Below are 24,779 nucleotides of genomic sequence, written 5' to 3' on the forward strand. Positions count from 1 at the left end.
CTAATACTTAAGTTACACAAGTAGACTTCCATTGGCGTCGAAGTACAACTGATTGTCAGCAGATTGGAAGTCGTAAGGGCCCCTCCGGTGGGAGAGTTTATACCGCCCCGTACGTTACGGTAAAGGCGTTACAAGCGCTCAAATCGAGTAATTGCGCGTGCAAGTGGCTTGCCAGCAATACAACGGTTTTCGAGCCATTCTTTATTGTTTTATTACTTCCGCAAGATATGACTCCCTTGCGATCAATCAGTTCTAGGCGCCGTTATGCGATCGCCGCTTGTCCTGGAATTTTGCAATTATGCTCGTATTATCAAACTCAACTATTCTTTTATCGTTATTTCTTGCCGCAAAACCGAGGAAGTATTCCCGAAGCTTTTGCAGCCAGGATTTCCTACTCTCTATCCGCATCGAATAGTCAGGAACTCTTTTTTCTTCCAGAAATTGTTCTAGCGTTTTCGGGCAGTCAAGAGCGATTCGCTTTTGCTCATAGAAAGAGTTGCTCGCATTTAGGTAACAAGGAACTCCGAGCAAGTGCATAAATAGGGCGACGTGGTATGAGCATGATAGGGCGATACCAACATCCAAGGTATCGAAGTTGCTTATACGACCCTCGCGTGCCAGTCCGGGGCCATCCACCACGACATAGTCATGGAAGGGGAACTCATTTTCTAGCAACGCAATCGTGCGAATAGTATCTACGACTTCAAAGCGTTTTTCGTTAAAAGCGTTGAAGGCGACAATTCCGTCCGAACAATAGGCCCCGATTGCCCGAAGCGCACGAATAAGTTCATGTTCCTTTTCCGCGTTATCTGTATAACTTGATACATTCAAATGAACTAGTGCTCTTTCATTTTTATTTTTCGGGACGTTGGACGCGATTATGGCCAATTCGTCATAAGCATCATCAAACGAGAACTCGGGTGCTACACCGTGCGCTGTCAGCAACTGCGACGATTGGTCGTCTCTTACCCCAACGCAACCGGGTCTGAAATTGTGAATATGGTCGGCTGTCTCCTGGGCAAATTCGAAATCCACTTGCTGTCCCGAAATTGCGTAAGTTTCTATCGCTAAATTTTTCAATAGAAACTCAGTTATCGAGATGACGTAGTTCCCCCACTTGCCGTTTAAAAAACCTCCGCCGTAGAGATGGAGCGCCTCAACAGCGCAAAATTGAGATTGCAACAAAAACCCTGCGTGTGCCGCGTCATAGCGTTGTTGGGATATGAACAATATAGCTCGAACCCCGTAGGCTTTTTTTGAGTTTGCTACGTGAGTGGGCCCGCTGAGCGACTCCATAGAGAAAACGGGGACAGGGTCTACCCACCCCATGCTCTTATGAAAATTGACGGCGCCCTTTAGTTGAAGAATGTCCCCAAAATTGCTTGCGCCAAAACAGCCCCCCACCAACAAAATTTTCCGACAAGAACTTTCCAAAACTAACTTACTCTCTGCGTCAGCATATAGATACCAGCTACCCATCCTTTTTCACCTCGAAGTGCCACGTGAATTAAACCACATCAGGTCATCTTGATCCACCGCTCTACGTCTTAAGCTGAAAAGGTGGCAGTAGTGCGCTGTTGATAAAGTTGAAATATGTCGTCAACTGAACCTATTTGTTGGATCTTTCCCTGCTCCAGCAACAGAGCCTTGTTGCAAAAGTTTCGTATTATTGACTCAGTATGGGAAGCAAGTACTAGTATCTTGCTACGGTGTATGAATTCCTTAAGCCGATGCTCCGCCTTATCCATGAAGCGTGCATCACCCGTACCAATTACCTCATCCATCAGCAGGATATCGGCTTCCATAGCGGTGACGGTAGCAAAGGCCAGGCGAGTAGCCATTCCGGAAGAGTAGATCCGAAGCGGCATATTCAGGTAGTCGCCAAGTTCAGTGAATCTGGCAATCTCTTCCATTTTTTTGTAGATTTCCTTTTTTTTCATCCCGAGAAGTAAACCACGAATAAGTATGTTTTCGATACCTGTCGCTTCCGGTTCCATTCCCAGGGCCAGGTTTAGCGTCGAGACGACTTTGCCACTCGTCGATGCTGTGCCGAACGTTGGCTTATAGATGCCGGCGAGAACCTTAAGTAAGGTGGACTTGCCTGCTCCGTTATGTCCGACCAACCCAAGCCGATCTCCTTCTTTCAAAGAGAAACTGACATCTTGTAACGCCCTGACCACCGGAATCTGATCGCCCGAAGTGAGTAATCCACCTGTAGCCGCACTCAGAAGCTGATTTTTAACGGACCGGTTTCCTATGCCGATGAGAGGATAGTTTAGGGTGACTCCGTGTACCTGTACCAGACTCATAATTAAACCCAGAGGGGAATCTGACTGTTCTTTTTCTGATACAGGAGGGCGCCGGCAGAGCTAAACACGATCAGCGTTGCTGCTGCGGCGCCCCATGACGACAAGGAAGGGGCAGATCCAAGCAGCGGCGATCGAATCAAGTCAAGAAAATACGCAATGGGGTTGAGCCTCAGGATCCAGCTATCGGCAGGGACGAGGCGTGGAAACCACATGATGGGAGAAAGGAAAAAAAGAACTTGAACCAGACTTTGATTGATCTGGCTCACGTCACGAAACCTTGCGCCAATTATGCTCAGCGAAACGCCTATGGCGACCAGATTCATCACTACGAGTATCAGGCCGGGTATGGCCAGCAGAACAACCGCGCTAAGCCTGAGATCAAAATAGATATAAATCCCGGCGATGATTAGCATATTGTGAGCGAACACTACAATATTCCTGGCAACGCCACGCAAGAGAATGGTGAGCGGGTTAATGCGCATATCTTTTATATAAGGCGAATTTTCTACATACAGGTTAGGAAACTCCAACAAGAGGCTCGATATCAGGCCCCAAATAACGAAGCTCACGGAAAGAAATGGTAGGTATTCTTCAACATCTACATTCAGCAACTTGCTATACACCGTTCCAAGGGTCAAGCAGAAGATCGTCATGCTGAGCGTGATCCAAAGCGGCCCGATTTTTGACCGTCTGTAGCGCAATCTTATGTCTAGCCATGCTAGAAACAGCCATAGGTCGTAAGCTTTCAACGCTTCAACCAAATCATTATTTTTCGCCCAGCTTTTGACGTTACTGTAGTTGGCCATTTAGAGAGTTGTGCGATGCATGTTCTGAGGGGATGCGTCTCTTGTTATTGTTATCAGACTGCGCTTGGGTGTTCCTTGCTCCTGGCCGCGATTTTACCAGCCCATTCTTTAACTATTGTAGATGAGACGAAAAAAGCGCGGACCGCGACCTGCCCAGGAAATCCGGCTGTGCGATGACGCTCCGTTTCTCTGGCGGAAGGACGTGAAGCTTATTTGTCAACGGAGGCCGAGTCGCCGTGCAGCGTTACGGACAGCATGAAATGACGCCACCGCCCCAAACCGCAACCACACTCCTCCCCCCACTAGCCACATTACAATCCCGGGGTATTGATGCCGGAAGAACTTGCGATAGAACCGCATCATCCCCTTGTGCTTGTGCCATTCCACGAAGATAGGGCGAGACCGGCTGCATGTTCCCTTGTGATGCAAAACAGGGGCCCCCGGCACAAACAGTATTTTCCATCCTTTTTGCTGAAAGCGCATGCACCAATCCAGATCTTCGCAGTGAAGAAAATACCCCTCATCCCAGAGACCCACGTCCTCCAATGCTTCGCGGCGCACCAGCATGAGCGCGCCGGAAATAGCTTCCACCTCAACGGGGCGAGGCGGCAAGGCCTGTTTGTGCAAGTGGAAATCATAAAACACGCTTGGCAAGTAATGATCAAAACGATAAAGCCCAAAAGCCCTGACAAAGGAGCGCCAAGGAGTCGGCACTGCCCGGCGGCCCCCTTCCTGCTCTGTGCCATCCGCGTTCATCAACAGTCCGCCTGCCATACCTGCCGCAGGATTTGCTTCCAATACCTGCACCATGTGGTTCAAAGAGTCGGCGCTCAAAGCGCAGTCAGGGTTCAGGAACAGGATGTAGGGCTTGGTCGCGGCACGGGTACCTATATTACAGGCTGCGGCGAAGCCGAGGTTGGCCGCATTGCGGATGATCTTCAGTTTTGCCTCGTCCGGAAATCGCTGCGCGCAAAATTCAAGGCTTAGATCGGTGGAAGCATTATCCACCACCAGTATTTCGCTGGCTGAGGAATACGCGGAGTGAACGCACTCGGTGAGGAACGGCCCTGCATTGTAATTTACAACGATGACCGACACCGGAAGTTTCGTTGCGGCGTTTTCGACCTCAACCACCATAGTGACGGGCGCTTGTATTCACAGCGTCTTTAATAGAGTCAGGGCTTGTCCCGGAGCGTAGATGCTCTTAACCAAAAATGCCGGCTTGATCAAACCGACTTTTCCAGGAGTTGTTTGTGCGGAATCGAGCGGTGCTGCACGGGGTGGCCCAAGTGGTTAAAGCCTGGCTGACAAGTTGTGTGATGTCGGCGTTCCGATCCATGACATAGACACCCTCACATCCCCTCCTGAGCGCCATCTCTCCAAACGCCGAACTGACGACCGACAACCCCAGAGCCCGGTATTCGTAGTACTTGATGGGATCCACGGAAGAAGTGAGAGCCGTCTCCTTGAATGGAATCAAGCCCACATTGAACTGAGTCATGGCACTTAGCGCCTCCATGTGCGGTAGAGGAGGTTCCACACTTATATTATCAGGCAGCGGGGGTGGACGCACGTACACGGGTCCAATAAGGCGGAGTTTTATTTTTAAATTCGATCTTGCCAAGGTAATGACGAGCTTCCAGTCAAACCAGTCGCCTATCGTGCCGACGTAGCCAATAACAGGGCGCGGCCCGTCCGGAAACGAACATGCTTTCCCCACCGGGGGAAGTCTATCCACTGCACACGCGTTCAAAGCCAAGCGTACATCGCTTGCCATATATCGCAACCGATCATATAAGGTGGAGGAGGAAGTCAATATGGTTGACACTTTATTTATTACCTTGCGTTCCCGATTCATCATTGCGAGGCGTGACCAGCCCCGATAAAAGGCAGGATAATTGTCCATCACATCGTAAAACGATGACCTGAAGCCCGGCTTTTGTAGCAGTTGCAGCGCTAGAGTCGTCGGTTTTCCGATACCCAAAACGGTCGAGTTATCGGCGAAGCGATAAACTTCTGACTCGACACGACTCCAAAACAGGCAATTCACCGCGTGGGAAAATGGCAATGGTTCTATAGGTAATGCCTTGGGCTTTACAACCGTCAGCCAGGCCGGAATATCGCATTCCTCGCCCCCAGATCCCGGACGGCGGGCCCATATATCAGATAAGGTTGGAAATCGGCCTGGATAAGGATCGACCCATAGGACCTCGCCGCCGGTGCGCGAATGAAAATATCTCGCAAGCTCGTGTGGCCGCTGGGAGAAACTGCACCAGGGAACAGGTGAGAGATAAATCAGGCGCATGCGGCGAAGTAGTCGCACAAAACGGAAGTAATACGATGCGCGGCCCTGCCATCCCCGTAAGGCGAAACACCACGTGCCATTTGTTTGTAGGCTGCGGAGTCGTCCAATAGGTGCTGTGTCTCCCTGACAATTCGGTCATGATCCGCGCCTACGAGCTTGGCCACCCCTTCCGCGACAGCCTCGGGCCGCTCGGTTTCATCTCGCAAAACAAGTACCGGCGTTCCCAGCGCAGGCGCTTCCTCCTGCACACCCCCGGAATCACTTAGAATGAGGAATGCGTGTTTCATGGCGGCGACAAAGGGTAGATAGTCCAGAGGTTCGCAAAGAGTGATTCTGGGATGATTTCCGAGGATTTTATGAGCCGTTTCATATACATTCGGGTTAGGATGGACCGGATATACAATCTGAAGATCTTTACCACTCTCCGCCAATGTGAGGACCGCCTTGCAAATTTGCTGGAATGGTTCGCCGAAGTTTTCTCGGCGATGTGCCGTTACCAGAATCAGACGCTTGCCCCTATCCAGCTCAAAGGGCAGGGGAGTTTTACGATTTGCGGCGCTTAACAACGCATCGATAACCGTATTACCCGTTACGAAGATATCTCCATTTGCAATACCTTCTTTAAGCAAGTTGTTTCGAGCGCTCGCCGTCGGGGCAAAGTGCCACTTCGTCAACCTTCCAGTCACTATGCGATTCATTTCTTCCGGGAACGGATTCGCCATGTTCCAAGTGCGCAACCCTGCTTCAACATGCCCGAACGGAATCTTGTGATAGAAACTGGCAAGCGCAACGGTCATGACTGTGGTCGTATCGCCCTGTGCCAGCACCGCATCAGGTTTCTCAGCTTGAAGGACGTTACCAAGAGCGAGTAAGAGACGTGCCGTCAGAGCAGTGAGCGCTTGATTGTGTTGCATGATATCAAGATCGATATCCGGCTCGATCTCAAAGGCGCGCAGAATTTGGTCCAGCAGATCTCGATGTTGCGCAGTCGCTAGAACACGGCAGTCAAGGCCTCGATGCCCCTTTAGTGCGAGAATAACCGGGGCCATTTTTATAGCTTCGGGCCGAGTACCTATTACACACAAGACCTTCCTTGTCATTTTCTTTCAATCTCTCAAAGATTATTTCCAAGGCTCGTGCTCGCTCATTCCAATTGTTTTCATCAGCCAACAGAGCTAGTCTAGTCTTAAAAGAAGCATCGTTCTTGACGTGAATAGCTGCGTCAATCGCCCGACTCAGCGCAGCGGGCGAGTTGCCCGAGAAAACTTCGCTGTAAGCTACACACTCTAGCATTTCCGAAGTTACCACCACGGGTTTTTCCAGTGCAAAATACTCAAACAGCTTAAGGGGGGATGTGGTGCGCGCAATTTCTCCGGGGGCGAAAGGAATAAAGCAAATATCAAACTGACGCGCGTATGCAGGTAATACTCGGTAATCAACCGTTCCGAGATATAACAAATTATCAGCTTTGGGAAGTTTCCGAACGCCGCCATAGTAATCTGGCCCAACAATTACAAAGCCAAGATCTGGACGTGTCTTAATTAGCCAAGAAATGGCCTCGTACCAGAGCCATGGGGCCAAGGCTCCAAAATAGCCCACAATATTCGAGTATTTTTTCTTAAAGGAAGTCAAGTTTGCGGGCAAAGGGGTGCTCAGATGTATTGGGTCTCGATAGTGGATTGTGTCAACGCCATTTTGAGCCAAGATCACTTTGTCTAAACCCGCTGATTCGACCGCCTCTGCCTCTAATTTTCGCGCAGAAGCAACGATGTAATCAGCCCCTCCCTTAAAGGCGAATTCTTTTAACGCATGAAGTCGCCGAATATTCTCCACGTCACCGCTTATTTGAGAGTCGATGTGATCAATATATTCGTAAACTAGCACACCACCTTTTTTACTTCTTTCGACCATTAGCTTGGGTGTGAGTGTGAAGGCCGTAGAATAAAAGGATATAACGGCACCCTCGATATTATTTACCTCGTTCCTATTTGTAAGCCAGACATTAGCGGCGACCTCCCTAAACCCGTTTATTCTGTCACTGCCCCAGTTGTCGGTCTTATAAATGACCAGGTAGCCTAGTCGACCGAGCGCAGTTGCAATATGATGAGGACGTTGATAAAGAGGCACATTCCAGTTGATAGCGAATTCTTGGACAAAAACACCCTTGTAATCCTGGCGGTGGGACAGCACCTCAACGCTGAATTCCTCCCAACTGAGATCGGACGCTAAGACTTTCCCTCGCTGCGGATCAGAGTACATCATCGGTGGTAAGCCCTTTACCCACCTAACATACTTGTGACGGGGCCCGTGCAAGGCCTGTCGTGCTCCAGGCGGCAATTGCCAAAACAAAAATTTTGCTAGGTCATAGATAAACGTCTTCGGATTCTGAAACATATTCGATTCAAACCGAGACCGTCCTGCCTTCTCCAACGGTATGGAAGACTTTAGCCCGAGTAGCTGCATCTTCGGGAAAACCACCTTTCTGTTGCCGATTTGCACCTCACGCTTGACGACGACATGGTTCATCCGATTGACGATGGCTGCTGTATTGTCTGGCTCAGTCTGACAATCGTTGAAAGGCAGTCCGAGATGATTCATCCACTGTGGGTCAGCGTATACGACGATGACGTGGTCACCGCTCCAAAAAGTTTTGGGAATAGCACGACAATCTATTACCTGGAGCCACGCGAGCCGGAACCCATTTTGTAACACCACTTGAATTTTCTCGGTTGGAAACGAGAAGATGCCATCTTCAATCCTTTGAACTGCCATGTGCGGTAACGCTAGCACGATGGCTTTCTTTGCTCGCGTGGCATAGGAATGAAGAGCGTCAGAAAGCTTAGGCAAACGTTGTCTTAGGTCGGAGAAAAACACGACATCAAAATCTCTTCCCTTCTGGTTCTCATTCGCTAGCTGATATTCGACCATAAACCGAATTTCTGGATACCGCTGCGCAGCCTGTGCAATAGCAATGGGAGAATAATCGATCCCAACGATATGCTGAGCCCCAATATGGCTAGCCCATATATCGGTCATGTCTCCTTGAGAACAGCCCCAGTCAGCCACGGTAAATGACTCCTGCTGTGCCTGCTCGATGAGCCAGCGGGGCAGATGCTCAATGGTAATGCTTGCAATAAAGCGAGATTGATCAGCACGGTCGTCAACGTCTCCCTCTTGGACAAAAGGAGTGTCTCCGTAAGTCTCAGCGTCAGATGTCCCTGTGTCAGTCATTTTTATCCGCCGTGAGTTCCATCAGCGCGGGAGAAAGTGTCACGAGCATGAGCAGGAGTTCCACAGAATGATCTGCAACGCGGCCCCGTCATCAAGTCGCTAGCACGTCGCTAGTTCGCATCTGCCCATCGCGATGATCGCACGCCTTTTACACAACACGTTCGTGGCAATTCAGGCACGGATGTAGAAAAATTTAAGATGAGGTCGCGTGTCAGTATCCTCGAATAGATATCACTGGAAGTGCCGGCGCAAAAGACTTGGAAGAGGTGAACTGCCCCAACCTGTCCTTCGACGGTCAACCTGAATTCATATTACCGCACGTAGCCCGAGCAAAACCCTTCAGTGGCACGTTTTGATTTTACCAGCTGATTTGGTGGCAGGGTGGTGGGACACAGGTTCGTTTAAAGTCTCCGCAAATTACTTTCTTAAAATTATTCAATAACACTTGCATTTCGTGCAAGGTTTAATATAATTACGAATCATTCTCATTAATATTGCGGAACGGCCCAAATGGATAAGTTAAACACGATACCGGAAACGACCCTGGAGAAACAAAACGTCGTTATGCTGGACCGGAACAGGCGCATTTACAGCGATGCGCTTTTCTCGCACGGTGACGAGGTATTTATTCAGCACCAGGGCGAGCAGTATCGTCTGCGACGCACTCGTAACGGCAAGCTTATTTTGACTAAATAGTAGACTTAAGGCGCTCATCATGTATATTTGTGTCTGCAAAGGTGTAACCGATACTGCCATCCGCGAAGCCGTGCATCATGGAGGCGCCGACCGGATGCGCGATCTGAAAGCCAACCTGGGCGTGAGCGAGCAATGCGGAATATGTGCGTGCCACGCCAAGCAGGTGCTGGAACAGGCACTGATGCAGAAAACCTTGGCGCAACGCCATTCCACATAAACCCACTCGCTTAAATGCGAGATCTCGCCTGAGGAGGCAAACATGAAGAGTAGCGCAGACATTATTCAATGGCTAAACCGTCAGCTTCAACATGAGCTGACCGCCATCAATCAGTATTTTCTCCACGCCCGCATGTACAAGAACTGGGGCTTCGACAGCCTTGGAAAGCATGAATACGAGGAATCGATCGAGGAGATGAAGCATGCCGACGCATTGATTGAGCGTATCCTGTTTCTGGAAGGTCTGCCCAATCTGCAAGAGCTTGGCAAGCTGTTGATCGGCGAGAAGGCAGAAGAGTGTGTCGAGTGCGACCTCAGGGCGGAGATGACCGCGCGCGAGACATTGCTCGGCGGGATTGCCGCGTGTGAAGCAGCGAAGGACTACGTTTCGCGGGAGATTTTCAAGGAAATTCTGGAAGACACAGAAGAACATATCGACTGGCTGGAAACCCAGTTAGAAGTCATGCAGAAAGTCGGTGTCCAGAACTGGTTGCAAAGCCAGATGTAAGTTTTGTCCGCTGTCGCTGGCTTTCTTCTAAGTCAGCGGCTTTCAGCCAGCCAGCCTGTACCGACGGCAAGCCAGCTTTTTTCTGACTTTTCGCGGAGTATGGGCTGTGGAACAGATAACAACCTCGGCGGTTTCGAGCGTCACCCTCCCCTTTCTGGTGTTAAAAGCGCCTCGCGCTGGCTCAATTCTGTTAGCCCCTCTGCGAGGCATAAAAGCCATCTCCGCCGTTCTGGTATCCCACTCGCAGGAACGCTCAGGTAGCGCGAAAAAGCCGAGCATCCTTCCGAACGTACTTTCTCTTGGGAGAGTAATCAAACAAATTTTCCGTGTTGCGGGCACACGATGGCGCTCGGGTCGCGCTGGACCGGCTCCGACAACGCGTACGCAGGCAGGTGCGGGTAACGGAGCGGGTCTGCTGACCAGGGGTGCGGCGGGTCGGGTAATTGCTGATGACCGTCAAGCATTACTGGAACGTATCGATCTGCTTGAGCGGAAGCTCGCCGAAGCGAGCATTTCGGTGCCGCATGAAACAGATCGGGTTCCGCTCGTCAAGAACACGGACACCTCCTGCTCGAGGTTGGGCGCCACTACGAAAAAAGGGCCGGAAGGGGGCTAATGGCCGCATCGGAACGCGCCGCGTGCGACAGGAAAAAGGCGGTACTGAAGGGCAGTTTTGATCTTGCCGAGCGGAAGGTCCTATGCGTGGGGGGAAAAGCAGCGCTATATCCCGAGTACCGCCGCGTGGTTGAAGTTTCGGGGGCCACTTTATTCTTTTATCGAAGCGATCCTCGGCCCACCAGCAGCCGGAGGCTATCCAAGCTGCTTGCCCAGGCCGACATGGTGGTATGTCCGGTCGATTGCGTAAATCACGAAGCTTACTTCACGACAAAACGCTACTGCAAATACTCCGGCACGCCTTACGTCGTGCTCGACCGTTCCGATATATCGACCTTCCGCAAGGGTGTCGCCACGCTCGCTGAGCTGGCAGCAGTCCGGGCGGGCGACCGGACACCAGTTCCAGTCGACTGAACCTCGTTCGTCCCGGTAAAACGCAGTTTGCTAGCCAAAGACCCTAGCCGATGAACCTTAAGCATGATATAAACGCGTCCGCTGATCTTGTTGTCGGACTCAAATGCTCGTGCATTTCGACTATCCTGACTACACGTCTATAAATAAATAACCAAAAATCAATCTAAAGGAAAAACATGAAACTTGCCTCATTTGTCTCCGGCACTGCGGCCGTCCTCGGCTGTGCGCTCAGCCTTCACGCTGGAGCCCATGCATTATGGTTGGAGAGCGGAACGCCGGCCAGCAAGCTTTATTTTGGCGAATATGCGGAGAACCTGCGGGAAACCTCACCGGGAAGGCTCGACAGTATCGTTGACCCTGAGGCCACGATCATCGACCAGGCAGGAACGGCAAAAACGATCAGCCCAAGCCGTGAAAATACGCACTTTTCGCTACCGGCTGGCGCGACGGTACTGGTTCAGGCACGCCGCCAGCCCATACGCGAGCCTCAGGAGGGTGCTGCTCCGGCGCCCGTCCAGAGACGCTTTCTGTATGCGCGTTTGGGTAACGGAGGCAGCTTGCCGCTCGATTTACAGGCCAGCGGCAACCTGCTGCGCCTGACCTTCAAGGGGGAGCCCGTGCCCAAGGCTGAGATTGTTGTTATCGCCCCCAGTGGATGGGAGAAGCATTTGCGTACGGATGAGAAAGGTGAAGCTTCTTTTTCGCCACCGGAATCCGGCTTATACGTCGTCGAGGCCAAATATGAGCTGAATAAGCCGGGTGAATTCGAGGGCAAGGCATACGCGGTAGAGAGTCACAAGGTTACGCTCAGTCTTTACAAATGAGCATGTCTCAGTCGCATGCCCGGCCAACTGAGCCGACTGAGGCAACCGAGCAACGTGCTCGCGGGCAGAACGGTGGTCCGCCACCGGCGGTCGAGCCACGCGGGTATCTGTTTCTGCCGCTTAGCATGAAGCGGGGCCGCTTTCTCGTCTGGCTGCGGCGGACACACGCGTGGGTAGGACTCTGGGGCGCAGTGCTTGGCTTGGTGTTCGGCGCCTCGGGCATTCTGCTGAACCATCGCAATGAAATGAAAATCCCGCTTGCAAGTCAGCACGAAACCCGCCAGGTAGTGGCTCCGCCCGTCGCGAGTCTGCAATCTGCCGAAGCGTTAGAGGCATGGCTGCGCGTGAAGTTTAAACTGCCGCACGCCAAATCCCGCGTCCAGAAGAAGCCGGGCGGGCCGGTGCCTTGGGGGGGCGGTCAAATAGTGCAACCCGAGAACTGGCGCGTTACGCTGACCACGCCCAATCTCAGCCTTAATGCCGAATACTGGCAGGGTGATACTGAGGCTCATATCGAGCAAAAGGAAGCCAATGCCTGGGCCACACTGGCCAACTTTCACAAAGGGAGCGGTATGTCGAATGCCTGGATATTGCTTACCGACACGCTGGCTGGCGGTTTACTGGTGCTGGCAATAACCGGCACGCTGCTATGGAGCCGCTTGCATGGACCCCGGCTTGTGGCTGCGGGACTGATCGGCACGACGCTCACCGCGTCAGCCATTCTGATGCTTACGACCCTGTCGCTGTCATGAAAGCAGTTTTTTTCGACAGTTGAACATCAATCCCCGAGGTCGAAGAGCAAATATCTAAATTTTTCCGTCCTGCCCCCCTTAACCGGGGCAAAGGCGTTCATAGCCAGCCAATAAGCCCTCCGCTTGTAGCCAGCCAACTCACAACAAAACAACAGAGAGACTACAAGTGAAACATTTGCGCAGTTTCAAACGCAGATCGCGACGGATTGGCCCTATTACCTTATTGTATCTGGGGATAATGGCAACGCCGTTAAGCGCGGTTGCTCAGGAGACCCGGGTCGACAAGGAAAAACATGACCCCTTGCCGGAGATAAAAGTCATCACGGGCCGGGTTCGTCCCGGCACGCTGGAGGATGTAGCGCGTACAGGGAGCAAGACCGATACTCCACTGCGCGATATCCCCGCTACCGTCGACGTCGTGCCGGCCAGCGTGTTAAAGGAGCAAGGGGCCATCACCATGAATGATGCCATGCGCAACGTACCCAGTGTTCAGCCGCTGATGGGAGGCGGGTATGGGTTCGGGAACAGTTTTACTTCGCGCGGTCTTTCCCTCAGTTTTTTACGCGACGATATCCCGGACGGGTCTGCCCAAAACAGTTACTTCCGCACGATGTATGACGTTGACCGCATCGAAGTATTGAAAGGGCCTGGGTCAGCGCTGTTCGGTGTTGCCGGACCGGGGGGCAGCATGAACATCATTACCAAAAAGCCGCAAAACCAGTTCGACTTGACTGCAGGCACCATGCTTGGCAGTTTCGGAACCCGGAATGGGTTTGTCGATTTGACGGGCCCTCTGGGTCAGCGTTTCGCGGCCCGCGCGATCGGCAACCTTGAGCATACCGACGGATTTCGCGGGCTTGAACGCAATGTTTTTGAAGCGTCCCCCAGCCTGCTCTGGCGGTTGGCCGACAATAAAACGCTCCTGATTGACTACGATCACCGGGAAATGAAGATCAAGCCGGATAACTACGGCATACTTTTCGATTTCAATTCCAATATCGCCAATGTGTCGCGCAATAACCGGTACTACAGCCCGTTCAATAAGACGGACCATACGATCAATCGCCTGGGACTTACCCATAACTGGGCAATATCAGATGACTTGAGCATGCGTACCGCATTCGTATACGACGCGCGTACCCTTGAGATCGTGCGAAACGGCGGCGGCAATCAAGGGAATGCGCTCGGTGTGTCGACCGGGCGTGACGCGCGTCAGCAATTCGATAGGGCGGGTTACACCATATTGCAGAACGAATTCATATGGAAAACAACCACTGGTCCGGTTAAACACACGTTTTTGGGAGGATTTGAATACAAGAACACGGACATCAATACGCTGCGCGGTGATTACACCTTATCGTCCATCAATGTTTTTAATCCTGTAAATGTAGAAACCTCCTTGAACGGACTCACGCGCAGGCCCATCTTTGACCGCAGGATTACAAGCGATCAAACGTCGTTCTATGCGCAGGATCAGATAGACTTGACGAAGCAATTCAAGCTCCGTCTGGGAATAAGAAACGATCTGGTACAGTACAGCGACAAGGGATTTCAGCTGGTATCGGGAAGTTACGGCTATCGCGAGATCGTTCAGACCAAATCCTTGACAACCTATTCAACCGGGGGTGTATACCAGCCCACCGAAAATCTGGCGTTTTACGCCGGCTACAGCACCGGCGCGTTTATTAATCTCGCCACGGAAGCGCAGGCAGTCTCCCGCGCCCCGGAAACATCCGATCAGATAGAAGTGGGCGCAAAAACCTCTCTGCTGGACGGCAAGGCCGATTTAAACGTGGCGCTTTTTCAAACCAGCCGCAACAACTACTTCGTCATTTTGCCCGGTTCGGGGGGGCAGGCTACCCAGGATGGCAAGGATCGATCGAGGGGAGTGGAACTTTCGCTGGGTTTCAGACCTTTGGCGGGCTTGAATATTATCGGTAGCGGGGTATGGATGGATCCTGAGACGTTGGCGCTCAATGTGGCTACCAATGCCGTTCTTGGCATCACCGGAAGCGTTTACGGGACGCGGCCTGTTGGAGTCGCTACTCATGCGGCCAACTTATGGAGTACTTATCAGATCCAAAGCGGCTTGGCCCGCGGTCTTACATTCGGCTTCGGGGTAACCTACAAGGGCGATACGTTTGCCGATAGCCTGAATCTGTTGAGGGTGCCATCTTATGTCGTTTTTGATGCTGCGGTTTCCTATCGGGTAAAAAGAATGGATCTCGCGGTCAATATCAGAAACCTGACGGACAAGACCTACTTTACCAACGCGACGTTTGCCGGTGCATTGCCTGGGGACCCGCTTAGCGCGTACGGTTCGATCCGTTTCAATTTCAATTAAGAAGCAGACTTTTCAGAAAGTACACTGTTGCCTTGCATCCCCGGCGTCGCGGTAGGGCGCCGGGTGCAGCAGGGCAACCGTAAGTACGAACCCGCTGCGCCGGCCATTTCCTCTTTTCGAAAAAAACCAGACAGTATTTTGTCTGTGGAGCTTGCAACCAAGTAAGCCACACCCATGGCTGCGCGGACGTCGCAGTGTTCCGGGTGCAGAGCATGGTACGCAATGCTGGCCGGGGCGCGCCGCTGCCGCAGCTCGATCCTTCCATACGGGGCTTGCGCATCCGCGCACTTGGCGGCCCGGAGATCCAGTCACTCGGGTCCGGCTACCACAATTTACCCACGATGTAAGCGGATATCCAAAGCACGGCGATAGGGTACGTCACTGCCGAGTCTTGAACGCATCCTTCTGAGATCTGTCGCCGGGCGAATTTTTACTGATGAAATGCGAAACCAGCGACAGTACTTCTATTTTTGGGGAGGAATTACACCTTAAAAAGCGGGGAGAAGCTTAACGCTGCTAACCTCTGAAACCTGCTACAGGCAACGGTTTCAGAGGATACTCAGCATTTGTTCCTGTAAGATTTTACAGCTATCCCCAGGGTCTCGTTCCGTTGTTTCATAGCACCGTCATAACCAACGACGGATGCGAAACAAATGGGACAGATCATGCTTGCGCAACACGGGAATGGTTCTTTGGATCAGCGGGCAGCGACGGGAATGTACCGGCTGCGACATGAAGTTTTCCACGATCGGTTAGGCTGGGAGGTCACCACGGATAATGGAATGGAACACGACGAGTTCGACCACGCTGATCCCATTTATGTACTTGCAAAAGGCGACGAAGATGAGGTGCTGGGCTGCTGGCGGCTACTCCCGACCATGGGCCCTAATATGCTGAGGGACACGTTTCCACAACTGTTGCATGGACAGCACGCGCCGCACCAATCCGATGTCTGGGAGCTGAGCCGCTTCGCGGTTACGGTACCGAAGTATGAAAGCGCCGGTTTCGGTTTCAGCGAAATTCCCGTAAAGATGATGCAGACCTTATTCCGCTTCGCCCAGCATAACGGCATCAAGCGCTATGTCACCGTGACGACCGTTGCGGTAGAGAGATTGGTACGCAGGCTCGGAGTCAACGTTTCAAGGCTGGGTCCCCCGATCAAGATTGGTCGGGTGATGACGGTGGCTTGCTACATCGAAATTGACGAGATTACAGAATTCGCCTTATTCGGTACGCTTCCAGAAAATGCGCAGAGGAAAGCAGCGTGAATATCCTGCTGGTGGGTGAAAGACAGGATACGCGCCGAATTCTGCAAATGCTGCTGGATAAATCCAGGCACAGACTGGAGCGGATTTCGCTGGAGGATTTTCCGCAACGAGATCTGAAAACCTACGATATGGTACTGGTGGATGGCGCGGTTCAGGATTGCACGCAACAGGTAAATCTCCTGCACTGGATCCGGGAGGCAAGGCGGCGTTTTCCGCATCTGCCCGTAGCGGTGATGAACAATATCGGATCTCAGGTAGTCAACGAAGAATGTGATCGGCACGACGAAGCGCTGCAGCATACCTGTGGAATTTTTGAGTCCGGCAATGGGGTATTGAACATGCGCTGCCGCCTGCGTGAAATTGCTTTGGGCGAAACCGCGGCATTGATGCGCGAGGAGTGCGAGCGCCCGTTGCTGGAGCCGATTACTTTCGAATATGCAGGCCGGCGCCGGAGTAATGGTTGAGCCTAAAGGAAATGGGAACCAGAAGCACCAGCTAGACAACTCATCTGCTTGCCTCCTACCCCTCATCACCAGCGCACTCATGCCGGCAAGCATCTCGATTATTTATAAAACGTTCACAAAACTTACATCTGAACGCCATGTGTTCCCGGTAGCCTGAACAGGCCAGCGAAATACCAAGATTGTGCTGGCGAAACCTGTTCACTTAGGAGGGAACATGAAATCCCAGCTACCCGCGTTAATAATGCTGCTGTCGGAATTCCGGAAGCCTGTTCAGGCCGCTGACAGCGTCCAACGACGTGCCATACAGCCCGGCCGAAGCATCGGCCTTGACCCAACACCCGCAGTCGGCGAAGCAGGCGTCCCTGATTCCGCTGGAGCGTCGTCGTCCGTCTACGGCTCCGCCCCTCCCCATGAGGTCGATGGTCTTAAACCGCCCATCGTTCGTGGCTCCCCGTGGGCTAGAAGCAAAAAAAAACGATTCGGATAAGGGATAGGGTGACGCGATGGAGCGTATTAAATTTCAGCTTCTATACGGACCTCTGCCGGATCTTTCGCCAACGCTGACTGTTTCGCCGGGCGTGATACTGCCCTTGGCGACACCTGGTCCCGGGAACGCTTTTACGGAGGGATTCTGAATGACTATCAGCAGACTAGAGGCAGGAACGAATCTGAGCGAGATTGACGTCCAAACTTCCTGTTCTTCCCCTTCGGTTGATCTAAACAACGTTGACGCGCTTTGCTCCCTGATGAAAATGTATGAATCCAGCCAGATCCTGGATGAAGAAGAGAGCGAAGTAGATCTCATGATCCAGTTAAGCGGAATGGTGCACAGCGACATGAGAGCCGCCGAATAGCACGGCTTTACGTTAATACAGGTACTTGCTAAACCTGCGATCTCCTGTTCCCATCAACGCCTATCGGCCTTTAGGCGCTTCATATACGCCAGTGGTACCGGTCCGGCGTAGCATTTTATTCACCTCGTCGGCATGCATCTCTTCTTCGACGATCAGGCTCCGCGCGTAATCTTCCAACAGTACCGATTTACCCTGGGTCAGTTCCAGAAGCTCATAGTAGGCTGCGCACGATGCGCCTTCATGCGCCAAAGATTCCCGAAGTATGTCGCCAATGTCATGATGGTGAGTCTCGAGCAGGGGGCCAATCGACAACGACGGATATCCGCCCAGCAAGGTGACCAGTTCCCCCGCCCTGTGTGCATGCAGCAGACCCTCTTCGGCCTGTTTCTGGAGCCATTCGACAACTGGGATCCGATTGTAGCCATAGACCATCAAGGAATAGTGCGTGTATCGCACCACCCCAGCCAGTTCCAGTTCCATGATTCTGTTCAATACTGCAACCGCTCTTTCTTTATCGAAGTCCATTTAGCTTCTCCTTAAATCATTGCAAGAAACCCAGGATAGGTCTTTTCGATCTATCCTCGCGCGGCAAGTGCCCTTGCCGCGCTGTTTTTCGGTTGTCTCACCTTTCAAAAAGCCTGCTGTGCTTCATAGCTGCTCCGCGTGAGTGCCCAGATATTCCGCTACCCCCTCCGGACTGGCCTTCATGCCGGGCTCCCCGCTTTTCCAGCCGGCGGGGCAAACCTCACCATGGCTTTCATGGAATTGCAGTGCGTCCACCATGCGCAACATCTCATCCACGTCCCGCCCGAGCGGTAGATCGTTCACCACCTCATGGCGCACAATGCCGTTTTTATCAATCAGGAAGGAAGCTCGCAAAGCGACATGATCGGGATGGCTGATGCCATATGCATGCATGACATCCCCCCCGACATCCGAGACCAGCGTAATCCCCACGGGGCCAATGCCGCCTTTATCGATGGGCGTGTTGCGCCATGCGTAATGGGTGAACTGCGAGTCGACCGAAACGCCGATAACCTCCACGTTGCGCTTACGAAACTCTTCAGCGCGGTGCGAGTGAGCGAGAATTTCCGAGGGGCAAACAAAGGTGAAATCGAGCGGATAAAAGAATAGCATCGCGTATTTGCCCGAGATTTCCGTATGAAAGTTAAAAGCGTCATTGAATGTGCCATCCGCAAGGACGGCAGGCTTGGTAAAGTCAGGGGCAAGATGAGTAACAAGTACGGACATTGACATTCTCCTCTGTAAATTAATCGAATCGGCGCTGCCACGAGTCGTGTGCGCGGGCAGTCCTAAGATTAGAACATTTTCTACCCGTTTTGCGAAATCTCGTATTTCTTGCCGAAATCAGGTTGTACAAATACCGGAATAGGATGGTAGCTCAGCCCCGGGTACCTGTAGTGTCTAAGTATAGACCCAACGGTTCAGCAGGCCTCGTGCCGCATCGGCTAGTTCGGAGGCGGTCATGCCGACTGGTCCGCCATTCTGCATCCACAACACGTCGGCCGCTGAGCCGTGCAGATAGACGGCGAGTAATAGCGCGTGTTCGGCACTTAATTTTTGGGCTAAAAAGGAGCCGATCAAGCCAGACAGTACGTCACCAGTACCCGCGCCGCTCAAACCCGGGTTCCCGCTCGTGTTGATATACCTTTTACCGCCGGGTACGGCGCAAACGCTGCCAGCACCTTTCAGTACCACGCAGCAGTTGAACTGCTCGGCCAGCTCGCGTACGGCGCCCATCCGGTCATTCTGGATCGAGCCAGTATCGCGACCCAGCAAGCGCGCCGCTTCCGCGGGATGAGGGGTGAGAACGGAAGGTGTCTGGCGGTGTCGTAACAAGCTCGCAACATCGGACCACGCGGCGATGAGGTTTAAAGCATCTGCATCCAGCACCAGCGGAAGGGTGGACTCCAGTGCGCAGTTAAGCCAGAAACATGCGTCAGGTTCTGTTCCCAGTCCTGGGCCGATAACAAGGCAGTTGAGATGACCAGCCTTGAACAATTCATGGATCGGGCGCAGCATCAGTTCAGGCTGGGAGGTATCCACGCCGACCGCGTTCGCAGCCATCAAGCCCAGATAGACGCGGCCCGCTCCCAGCTTCAATGCTGAGGCCCCCGCCAGAAGCGCCGCACCGGTCATTCCTGCTGATCCGCCAACGATCCCTATGCTGCCGAACATACCTTTATGGCTATCAGCGGGACGCGGGGCTGGCAGCAGTGTTGTGGCGTATGCGTAATCCACTGCCCATGAACTCGGGGTCTTGAGCGCGTGGGCGTCCAGATCGAGATTACGGACGAAGATTTCGCCGCAATGATCAGGACCGCAATGCGTGAGCAGGCCCGGTTTGAGGCCGATGAATGTGACCGTAATTGCAGCCCGGATCGCCGCGCCACGTACTATGCCTGTATCGCTGCCCAGGCCGCTCGGAATATCAAGGGCAAGAACGGGCACTTTCATTGCATTTACTGAATTGACCAGGGCAAGATATTTACCTGAGAGATCCCGCCCCCCCCGTTGGTCAAGCCCGATGCCGAACAGGCCATCGATTACCGCGTCCCATTCTTCGTCTAGTGGAATTGCCCCTGTTATTTCACCTCCGCTGGCGATCCACAGGTCCAGCATGTGTCGCGCGTCGTCGGATAGGTTGCAGCGCTCGCCGGTAAATACCAGCGTAATCTTGAACCCCCATGAGCGCAGATGGCGAGCTGCGACGAATGCATCACCTCCGTTGTTCCCGGGCCCGGCGAGCACCAGCACATTGGTTTTGCCCTGATTCAGCAGTTTGCCCCGGGCGACTTCGGCCGCAGCGAGGCCCGCTTTCTCCATGAGTGGCGGGGGGTCGGGCAGAGCAGCGGCCAGCCGCTCGATTTCCCGGATCTCAGCGGTGAAATAGACAGCGTTGAGTTCCTGATGGGCTGAGGTGATCATGCGGTGTCTGATAATCCAGCTTCCATTGAACTGATTTCACGTTCTTGTGAATTTGAAGGGCACGCAGAGTTGCCGGGCTGCGGCGCGCCTGCCTCTCGTGTAAAATCGAGGATCTGCTGAATAAGTCCGGTCTTTACACAACCCAGCGCCCCTATTTTTTCACTCTAACCGACTCATGCTGATGCTTCGCCTTCGTGGTGGCCGCGCGCTTTCACCGTTCCGTCTGGAAAAACTGGTCGGTGCTCTTAAAACTGAAGCCTCGCAAGTTTCCCATATTTCGACGGAATACTGGTATTTTTGCGCGGCTACGCGTAGTTTGCGCGAAGAGGAAATGGCCATCCTTGAGCAATTGCTCAAATGTCCCCCCAAGCCACACTTGGCTCAAACGATGCAAAATTCCGAGAGCGAGTTGTTGCTGGTCGTGCCCCGCGCCGGTACGATCTCGCCCTGGTCCACGAAGGCGACTGATATCGCTCACCATTGCGGATTGGAAGCAGTGGAGCGATTGGAGCGTGGGGTCGCCGTCTATATAAAAACCGAAGGTCCTCCCTGCGGCTTACCGGCTCGAGTCAGGGGAGTGCTGCTCCCGCTGATACACGATCGCATGACCGAGTCGGTTTTCAACTCCCTGGATAATGCAGAGAAATTGTTTCGGCATTTTCCGCCTGTGCCGCTTCAAATAATTGATGTACTGACCGGAGGTGCCGAGGCGCTGCAAAAGGCCAACAGCGAGGCAGGGCTCGCCTTGTCTCAAGATGAAATAGATTATTTCGCGGACTATTTTCTGCGCATCGGCCGCAATCCCACGGATGTGGAATTGATGATGTTTGCCCAGGCCAATTCCGAGCACTGCCGCCACAAGATATTCAACGCCGACTGGGTAATAGACGGCGAGCCTCGAACTAGATCGCTGTTCTCGATGATCCGCAACACGCACCAGCAAAACCCTCAAGGCACCGTGGTGGCGTACGCAGACAACTCATCGGTAATCGAGGGTGCGAATATCGCTCGCTTTTACCCGGGCAGGGAGAACGCCTATGGGTACAGCGAGGAGCAGACACATATCCTGATGAAGGTGGAAACCCATAATCACCCTACGGCGATTGCCCCCTTCGCCGGCGCCGCGACCGGGGTCGGAGGCGAAATTCGCGACGAAGGCGCCACCGGCAGAGGGGCAAAACCGAGGGCCGGACTCAGCGGCTTTTCCGTTTCCAACCTCAATATCGCCGGTTTTATTCAGCCGTGGGAAGCGGGCGCGCCATCGGGCAAGGGAGATTACGGCAAGCCGTGCCGTATTGCTTCGGCCCTTCAGATCATGCTTGAGGGTCCGATCGGCGGAGCGGCGTTTAATAACGAATTCGGACGCCCGAACCTGGCAGGATACTTCCGCACTTTCGAGGAGCACGTCGCAGGCGAAATGCGCGGTTACCATAAGCCGATCATGCTTGCCGGAGGCATCGGCCATATTGCCGGGCAACACTCGCTTAAGGAGAAATTTTCACCTGACGCACTGCTGATTCAGCTCGGTGGACCCGGTATGTTGATCGGTCTCGGCGGTGGGGCGGCGTCGAGCATGGATACGGGAACAAATGCGGAGAGGCTCGATTTCGATTCCGTTCAGCGCGGCAATGCCGAAATGGAGCGGCGTGCGCAGGAGGTCATCGACAGTTGCTGGCAGATGGAACGACGAGGCGAACCTAATCCGATTCTCAGCATCCACGATGTGGGCGCGGGCGGCCTGTCGAACGCGGTGCCGGAGCTTTTGCACGGGTCCGATAGGGGAGGTCGGGTGAATTTGCGCGATATTCCCTCGGAGGAACCGGGGATGTCTCCCATGCAAATCTGGAGCAACGAGTCTCAGGAGCGCTATGTGCTTGCGATCCGGCCGGAATCGCTGGAATTGTTCAGTGAAATTTGCGAGCGTGAACGCTGTCCGTTTGCGGTGGTAGGTATTGCCACCGCGGACGAACAGCTTGTTGTGATTGATCCGGTGTTCGACAACCGTCCGGCGGATATGAATCTCTCTGTGCTGCTGGGCAAACCGCCAAAAATGATCCGAGAGGTTATACATATCCAAAAACCGCTGTTGCCGTTTCATACCGCGGGGCTGGATTTACGGGAAGCCGCCTATCGGGTCCTTCGGCTGCCAGCTGTGGCGGATAAAACCTTTCTCATCAGTATCGGCGATCGTACCGTCGGGGGCATGAGCGTGCGCGATCAGATGGTGGGTCCATGGCAGGTCCCGGTAGCGGATGTGGCAGTAACCTCGATGGGGTATCAAACCTATCTGGGGGAAGCGTTCGCGATCGGCGAGCGCGCCCCGGTGGCTCTGGTTGATCCGGCGGCCTCGGCGCGGATGGCGGTCGGTGAAGCGATTACCAACATCGCCGCGGCATCGATAGCAACTATCGGAGAGATCAAGCTATCGGCAAACTGGATGGCAGCGGCAGGGCATCCCGGCGAGGATGCGGCCCTGTTCGATGCGGTGCACTCAGTCGGCATGGAGCTGTGCCCCAGACTGGGCATCAGTATCCCGGTGGGTAAGGATTCAATGTCGATGAAGACGGTATGGCAAGCCGGGACGAGCGCCGCTGGCGGGGCCGGCAAGCGGGAGGGGGCAATCAGAAAGGAAGTGACCGCCCCCCTGTCGCTGGTTATTTCCGCTTTTGCAAGAGTAACGGATACGCGCAGAACACTCACCCCTCAGTTGCGCACCGACTGTGGCGAGACCGAGTTGATCCTGATTGATCTTGGTGAGGGCAGGAACCGGCTGGGGGGCTCGGCGCTCGCCCAGGTCTACAAGCAAGTGGGCGATGACGCGCCGGATATAAAAGTTCCCGAGGGGGCGGAGAAACTCAAGGGATTTTTCTCTGCCATACAACGTTTAAACGGTGAAAGCAGAATACTGGCTTATCATGACCGCTCGGACGGCGGGATTTTCGCCACTTTATGCGAGATGTCGTTTGCCAGCCGCGCGGGAATTAGCATAAATCTCGATCAGCTGTGCTTCGATGCTTCTGCGAATGATGTGGATGGTCATGAACTCCGGCCAGAAGCGCTGAGCGGGAGATTTGTGGAGCGTATCCTCCGTGTCTTGTTCCATGAAGAACTAGGCGCCGTAATCCAGGTAAAGACCGCGGAGCGCCTCGATGTGCTGAGTGTGCTCGCGGAGTATGGCTTGCGAGACGTTAGCTTCATTATTGGCGCGGTTAACGACAAGGATGAGATCCGTTTTTTGCGTAACAATAAACCGGTTTTTGCTGAGAAACGCGTCGACCTTCATCGCGCCTGGTCAGAAACGACTTATCAGATGCAGAAGCTGCGCGACAATCCCGAGTGCGCGCAACAGGAATATGACCGCATACTCGACGCCGATGACCCCGGTTTGCATGCGCAATTGAGTTTCGATGTAGACGACGACATATCCGCCCCTTATATCTCCACCGGTGCCAGACCTCGCGTCGCGATCTTGCGCGAACAGGGCGTGAACGGGCATGTGGAGATGGCGGCAGCCTTCGACCGGGCCGGATTTTCCGCGACTGACGTACACATGAGCGACATCATCGCCGCACGGATTTCGCTGAAGGACTACGCGGGCTTTGCCGCCTGCGGCGGTTTTTCCTACGGTGATGTTCTGGGGGCAGGGGAGGGATGGGCCAGTTCGATACTGTTCAATGGCCGTACTCGCGATGACTTCGAAGCTTTTTTCGCACGCGGCGATACTTTTGCTCTTGGCGTGTGCAATGGTTGCCAGATGATGAGCAATTTGCATCAGATTATTCCCGGTGCCGAACATTGGCCCAAATTCGGGCGGAACAAATCGGAGCAGTTCGAGGCTCGCCTTGTCATGGTGGAGGTGCAGGAAAGCCCGTCGCTGTTTTTCGAGGGCATGACTGGCAGCCGGATGCCCATTGCCGTTGCGCATGGTGAAGGTCGCGCTGAATTCTCCGATGAGAAAGCTGTCTCAGTCATCTCATCCCTGGTGACGCTCCGTTACGTCGATAACCGCGGCAAAATTGCCGAGATTTACCCGCTCAATCCCAACGGGTCGCCCGCAGCTATTGCTGGCGTCACCACGCCGGATGGCCGCTTCAGCATACTCATGCCCCATCCGGAGCGCGGCTTTAGAACCGTCCAGCACTCATGGCATCCTGACTGGGGCGAAGACGCATCGTGGATGCGCATGTTCCGGAATGCGCGCAAATGGGTGGGGTAAGCGCCACT

The 24,779-nt window shown here is 53.5% G+C and carries 23 protein-coding genes; 13 read left to right on the plus strand and 10 right to left on the minus strand.

What is annotated here, in order from left to right:
- Positions 1 to 252: 252 nt before the first annotated feature.
- The 7 genes from R5L00_RS09865 to R5L00_RS09895 all read right to left on the minus strand — a co-directional run bounded on the left by R5L00_RS09865 (position 253) and on the right by R5L00_RS09895 (position 8,651).
- Positions 253 to 1,479 carry a hypothetical protein gene (locus R5L00_RS09865; protein WP_317651427.1) on the minus strand — a complete coding sequence of 409 codons (1,227 nt, stop codon included), beginning with the start codon at positions 1,477 to 1,479 and terminating at the stop codon, positions 253 to 255.
- Positions 1,480 to 1,547: 68 nt separating this feature from the next.
- Positions 1,548 to 2,309: an ABC transporter ATP-binding protein gene (locus R5L00_RS09870; RefSeq protein WP_317651429.1), complete on the minus strand. Its 762-nt coding sequence runs from the start codon at positions 2,307 to 2,309 to the stop codon at positions 1,548 to 1,550.
- 2 nt (positions 2,310 to 2,311) lie between these two features.
- Entirely contained in the window at positions 2,312 to 3,115 is an 804-nt protein-coding gene (locus R5L00_RS09875) for an ABC transporter permease (protein ID WP_317651430.1), read from the minus strand.
- Positions 3,116 to 3,331: 216 nt separating this feature from the next.
- A complete protein-coding gene (locus R5L00_RS09880; RefSeq protein WP_317651432.1) occupies positions 3,332 to 4,252 on the minus strand; it encodes a glycosyltransferase family 2 protein in 921 nt (306 codons plus the stop codon).
- Positions 4,253 to 4,319: 67 nt separating this feature from the next.
- Complete coding sequence (locus tag R5L00_RS09885) at positions 4,320 to 5,420, minus strand: glycosyl transferase (protein WP_317651433.1); 1,101 nt, start codon at positions 5,418 to 5,420, stop codon at positions 4,320 to 4,322.
- On the minus strand, positions 5,411 to 6,469 hold the full coding sequence (gene wecB, locus R5L00_RS09890; protein ID WP_317651434.1) for a non-hydrolyzing UDP-N-acetylglucosamine 2-epimerase: 1,059 nt from the start codon (positions 6,467 to 6,469) through the stop codon (positions 5,411 to 5,413). Before wecB ends, R5L00_RS09885 begins: the two co-directional genes overlap by 10 nt.
- The gene (locus R5L00_RS09895) at positions 6,426 to 8,651 is read right to left on the minus strand and encodes a methyltransferase (protein ID WP_317651436.1); all 2,226 of its coding nucleotides are present in this window, start codon (positions 8,649 to 8,651) and stop codon (positions 6,426 to 6,428) included. The genes wecB and R5L00_RS09895 overlap by 44 nt, the downstream gene beginning before the upstream one ends.
- Positions 8,652 to 9,161: 510 nt before the next feature.
- Between R5L00_RS09895 and hemP the strand changes: the two genes are divergently transcribed.
- From hemP to R5L00_RS09955, 12 genes are all read left to right on the plus strand, one after another.
- On the plus strand, positions 9,162 to 9,347 hold the full coding sequence (gene hemP, locus R5L00_RS09900) for a hemin uptake protein HemP (RefSeq protein WP_219907532.1): 186 nt from the start codon (positions 9,162 to 9,164) through the stop codon (positions 9,345 to 9,347).
- A gap of 19 nt (positions 9,348 to 9,366) precedes the next feature.
- Positions 9,367 to 9,564, plus strand: a complete 198-nt coding sequence (locus R5L00_RS09905) for a (2Fe-2S)-binding protein (protein WP_107694726.1) — start codon at positions 9,367 to 9,369, stop codon at positions 9,562 to 9,564.
- A gap of 42 nt (positions 9,565 to 9,606) precedes the next feature.
- On the plus strand, positions 9,607 to 10,071 hold the full coding sequence (gene bfr, locus R5L00_RS09910) for a bacterioferritin (protein WP_107694725.1): 465 nt from the start codon (positions 9,607 to 9,609) through the stop codon (positions 10,069 to 10,071).
- A 106-nt stretch (positions 10,072 to 10,177) separates the two neighbouring features.
- Entirely contained in the window at positions 10,178 to 10,687 is a 510-nt protein-coding gene (locus tag R5L00_RS09915) for a hypothetical protein (RefSeq protein WP_317651439.1), read from the plus strand.
- Complete coding sequence (locus tag R5L00_RS09920) at positions 10,687 to 11,100, plus strand: DUF2325 domain-containing protein (protein ID WP_317651441.1); 414 nt, start codon at positions 10,687 to 10,689, stop codon at positions 11,098 to 11,100. The genes R5L00_RS09915 and R5L00_RS09920 overlap by 1 nt, the downstream gene beginning before the upstream one ends.
- 176 nt (positions 11,101 to 11,276) lie before the next feature.
- Complete coding sequence (locus R5L00_RS09925) at positions 11,277 to 11,924, plus strand: DUF4198 domain-containing protein (protein ID WP_107694723.1); 648 nt, start codon at positions 11,277 to 11,279, stop codon at positions 11,922 to 11,924.
- Complete coding sequence (locus tag R5L00_RS09930; protein WP_317651443.1) at positions 11,921 to 12,676, plus strand: PepSY-associated TM helix domain-containing protein; 756 nt, start codon at positions 11,921 to 11,923, stop codon at positions 12,674 to 12,676. The genes R5L00_RS09925 and R5L00_RS09930 overlap by 4 nt, the downstream gene beginning before the upstream one ends.
- A gap of 238 nt (positions 12,677 to 12,914) precedes the next feature.
- The gene (locus R5L00_RS09935) at positions 12,915 to 15,020 is read left to right on the plus strand and encodes a TonB-dependent receptor (protein WP_317651445.1); all 2,106 of its coding nucleotides are present in this window, start codon (positions 12,915 to 12,917) and stop codon (positions 15,018 to 15,020) included.
- Between the two features lie 212 nt (positions 15,021 to 15,232).
- Positions 15,233 to 15,367 (plus strand): hypothetical protein, encoded by a 135-nt coding sequence (locus R5L00_RS09940; RefSeq protein ID WP_317651447.1) that lies wholly within the window; start codon positions 15,233 to 15,235, stop codon positions 15,365 to 15,367.
- 306 nt (positions 15,368 to 15,673) lie between these two features.
- Complete coding sequence (locus R5L00_RS09945; RefSeq protein WP_258192721.1) at positions 15,674 to 16,288, plus strand: acyl-homoserine-lactone synthase; 615 nt, start codon at positions 15,674 to 15,676, stop codon at positions 16,286 to 16,288.
- Positions 16,285 to 16,752: a hypothetical protein gene (locus R5L00_RS09950; RefSeq protein WP_317651450.1), complete on the plus strand. Its 468-nt coding sequence runs from the start codon at positions 16,285 to 16,287 to the stop codon at positions 16,750 to 16,752. The genes R5L00_RS09945 and R5L00_RS09950 overlap by 4 nt, the downstream gene beginning before the upstream one ends.
- Before the next feature lie 635 nt (positions 16,753 to 17,387).
- Complete coding sequence (locus R5L00_RS09955) at positions 17,388 to 17,606, plus strand: hypothetical protein (RefSeq protein WP_317651451.1); 219 nt, start codon at positions 17,388 to 17,390, stop codon at positions 17,604 to 17,606.
- A gap of 60 nt (positions 17,607 to 17,666) precedes the next feature.
- Here R5L00_RS09955 and R5L00_RS09960 read toward each other — a convergent pair whose 3' ends face one another.
- The 3 genes from R5L00_RS09960 to R5L00_RS09970 all read right to left on the minus strand — a co-directional run bounded on the left by R5L00_RS09960 (position 17,667) and on the right by R5L00_RS09970 (position 20,555).
- Positions 17,667 to 18,131, minus strand: coding sequence for a bacterioferritin (locus R5L00_RS09960; protein WP_107694716.1), 465 nt, complete (start codon positions 18,129 to 18,131; stop codon positions 17,667 to 17,669).
- A gap of 123 nt (positions 18,132 to 18,254) precedes the next feature.
- Positions 18,255 to 18,857 (minus strand): peroxiredoxin, encoded by a 603-nt coding sequence (locus R5L00_RS09965; RefSeq protein ID WP_181320627.1) that lies wholly within the window; start codon positions 18,855 to 18,857, stop codon positions 18,255 to 18,257.
- A gap of 174 nt (positions 18,858 to 19,031) precedes the next feature.
- Entirely contained in the window at positions 19,032 to 20,555 is a 1,524-nt protein-coding gene (locus R5L00_RS09970) for an NAD(P)H-hydrate dehydratase (protein ID WP_317651452.1), read from the minus strand.
- Between the two features lie 181 nt (positions 20,556 to 20,736).
- Here R5L00_RS09970 and purL point away from each other — a divergent pair, with 181 nt between their 5' ends.
- Positions 20,737 to 24,771: a phosphoribosylformylglycinamidine synthase gene (gene purL, locus R5L00_RS09975; protein WP_317651453.1), complete on the plus strand. Its 4,035-nt coding sequence runs from the start codon at positions 20,737 to 20,739 to the stop codon at positions 24,769 to 24,771.
- Positions 24,772 to 24,779 lie beyond the last annotated feature (8 nt).

It is taken from the genome of Nitrosospira sp. Is2 (assembly GCF_033095785.1).
In the GTDB taxonomy this organism is placed as follows: Bacteria; Pseudomonadota; Gammaproteobacteria; order Burkholderiales; family Nitrosomonadaceae; genus Nitrosospira.

Bases quoted from the DNA above. Each gene is read 5' to 3' on its own strand.
- R5L00_RS09865 (WP_317651427.1), bottom strand. From the start codon at position 1,479: ATGGGTAGCTGGTATCTATATGCTGACGCAGAGAGTAAGTTAGTTTTG.
- R5L00_RS09870 (WP_317651429.1), bottom strand. From the start codon at position 2,309: ATGAGTCTGGTACAGGTACACGGAGTCACCCTAAACTATCCTCTCATC.
- R5L00_RS09875 (WP_317651430.1), bottom strand. From the start codon at position 3,115: ATGGCCAACTACAGTAACGTCAAAAGCTGGGCGAAAAATAATGATTTG.
- R5L00_RS09880 (WP_317651432.1), bottom strand. From the start codon at position 4,252: ATGGTGGTTGAGGTCGAAAACGCCGCAACGAAACTTCCGGTGTCGGTC.
- R5L00_RS09885 (WP_317651433.1), bottom strand. From the start codon at position 5,420: ATGCGCCTGATTTATCTCTCACCTGTTCCCTGGTGCAGTTTCTCCCAG.
- wecB (WP_317651434.1), bottom strand. From the start codon at position 6,469: ATGGCCCCGGTTATTCTCGCACTAAAGGGGCATCGAGGCCTTGACTGC.
- R5L00_RS09895 (WP_317651436.1), bottom strand. From the start codon at position 8,651: ATGACTGACACAGGGACATCTGACGCTGAGACTTACGGAGACACTCCT.
- hemP (WP_219907532.1), top strand. From the start codon at position 9,162: ATGGATAAGTTAAACACGATACCGGAAACGACCCTGGAGAAACAAAAC.
- R5L00_RS09905 (WP_107694726.1), top strand. From the start codon at position 9,367: ATGTATATTTGTGTCTGCAAAGGTGTAACCGATACTGCCATCCGCGAA.
- bfr (WP_107694725.1), top strand. From the start codon at position 9,607: ATGAAGAGTAGCGCAGACATTATTCAATGGCTAAACCGTCAGCTTCAA.
- R5L00_RS09920 (WP_317651441.1), top strand. From the start codon at position 10,687: ATGGCCGCATCGGAACGCGCCGCGTGCGACAGGAAAAAGGCGGTACTG.
- R5L00_RS09925 (WP_107694723.1), top strand. From the start codon at position 11,277: ATGAAACTTGCCTCATTTGTCTCCGGCACTGCGGCCGTCCTCGGCTGT.
- R5L00_RS09930 (WP_317651443.1), top strand. From the start codon at position 11,921: ATGAGCATGTCTCAGTCGCATGCCCGGCCAACTGAGCCGACTGAGGCA.
- R5L00_RS09935 (WP_317651445.1), top strand. From the start codon at position 12,915: ATGGCAACGCCGTTAAGCGCGGTTGCTCAGGAGACCCGGGTCGACAAG.
- R5L00_RS09940 (WP_317651447.1), top strand. From the start codon at position 15,233: ATGGTACGCAATGCTGGCCGGGGCGCGCCGCTGCCGCAGCTCGATCCT.
- R5L00_RS09945 (WP_258192721.1), top strand. From the start codon at position 15,674: ATGGGACAGATCATGCTTGCGCAACACGGGAATGGTTCTTTGGATCAG.
- R5L00_RS09955 (WP_317651451.1), top strand. From the start codon at position 17,388: ATGACTATCAGCAGACTAGAGGCAGGAACGAATCTGAGCGAGATTGAC.
- R5L00_RS09960 (WP_107694716.1), bottom strand. From the start codon at position 18,131: ATGGACTTCGATAAAGAAAGAGCGGTTGCAGTATTGAACAGAATCATG.
- R5L00_RS09965 (WP_181320627.1), bottom strand. From the start codon at position 18,857: ATGTCCGTACTTGTTACTCATCTTGCCCCTGACTTTACCAAGCCTGCC.
- R5L00_RS09970 (WP_317651452.1), bottom strand. From the start codon at position 20,555: ATGATCACCTCAGCCCATCAGGAACTCAACGCTGTCTATTTCACCGCT.
- purL (WP_317651453.1), top strand. From the start codon at position 20,737: ATGCTTCGCCTTCGTGGTGGCCGCGCGCTTTCACCGTTCCGTCTGGAA.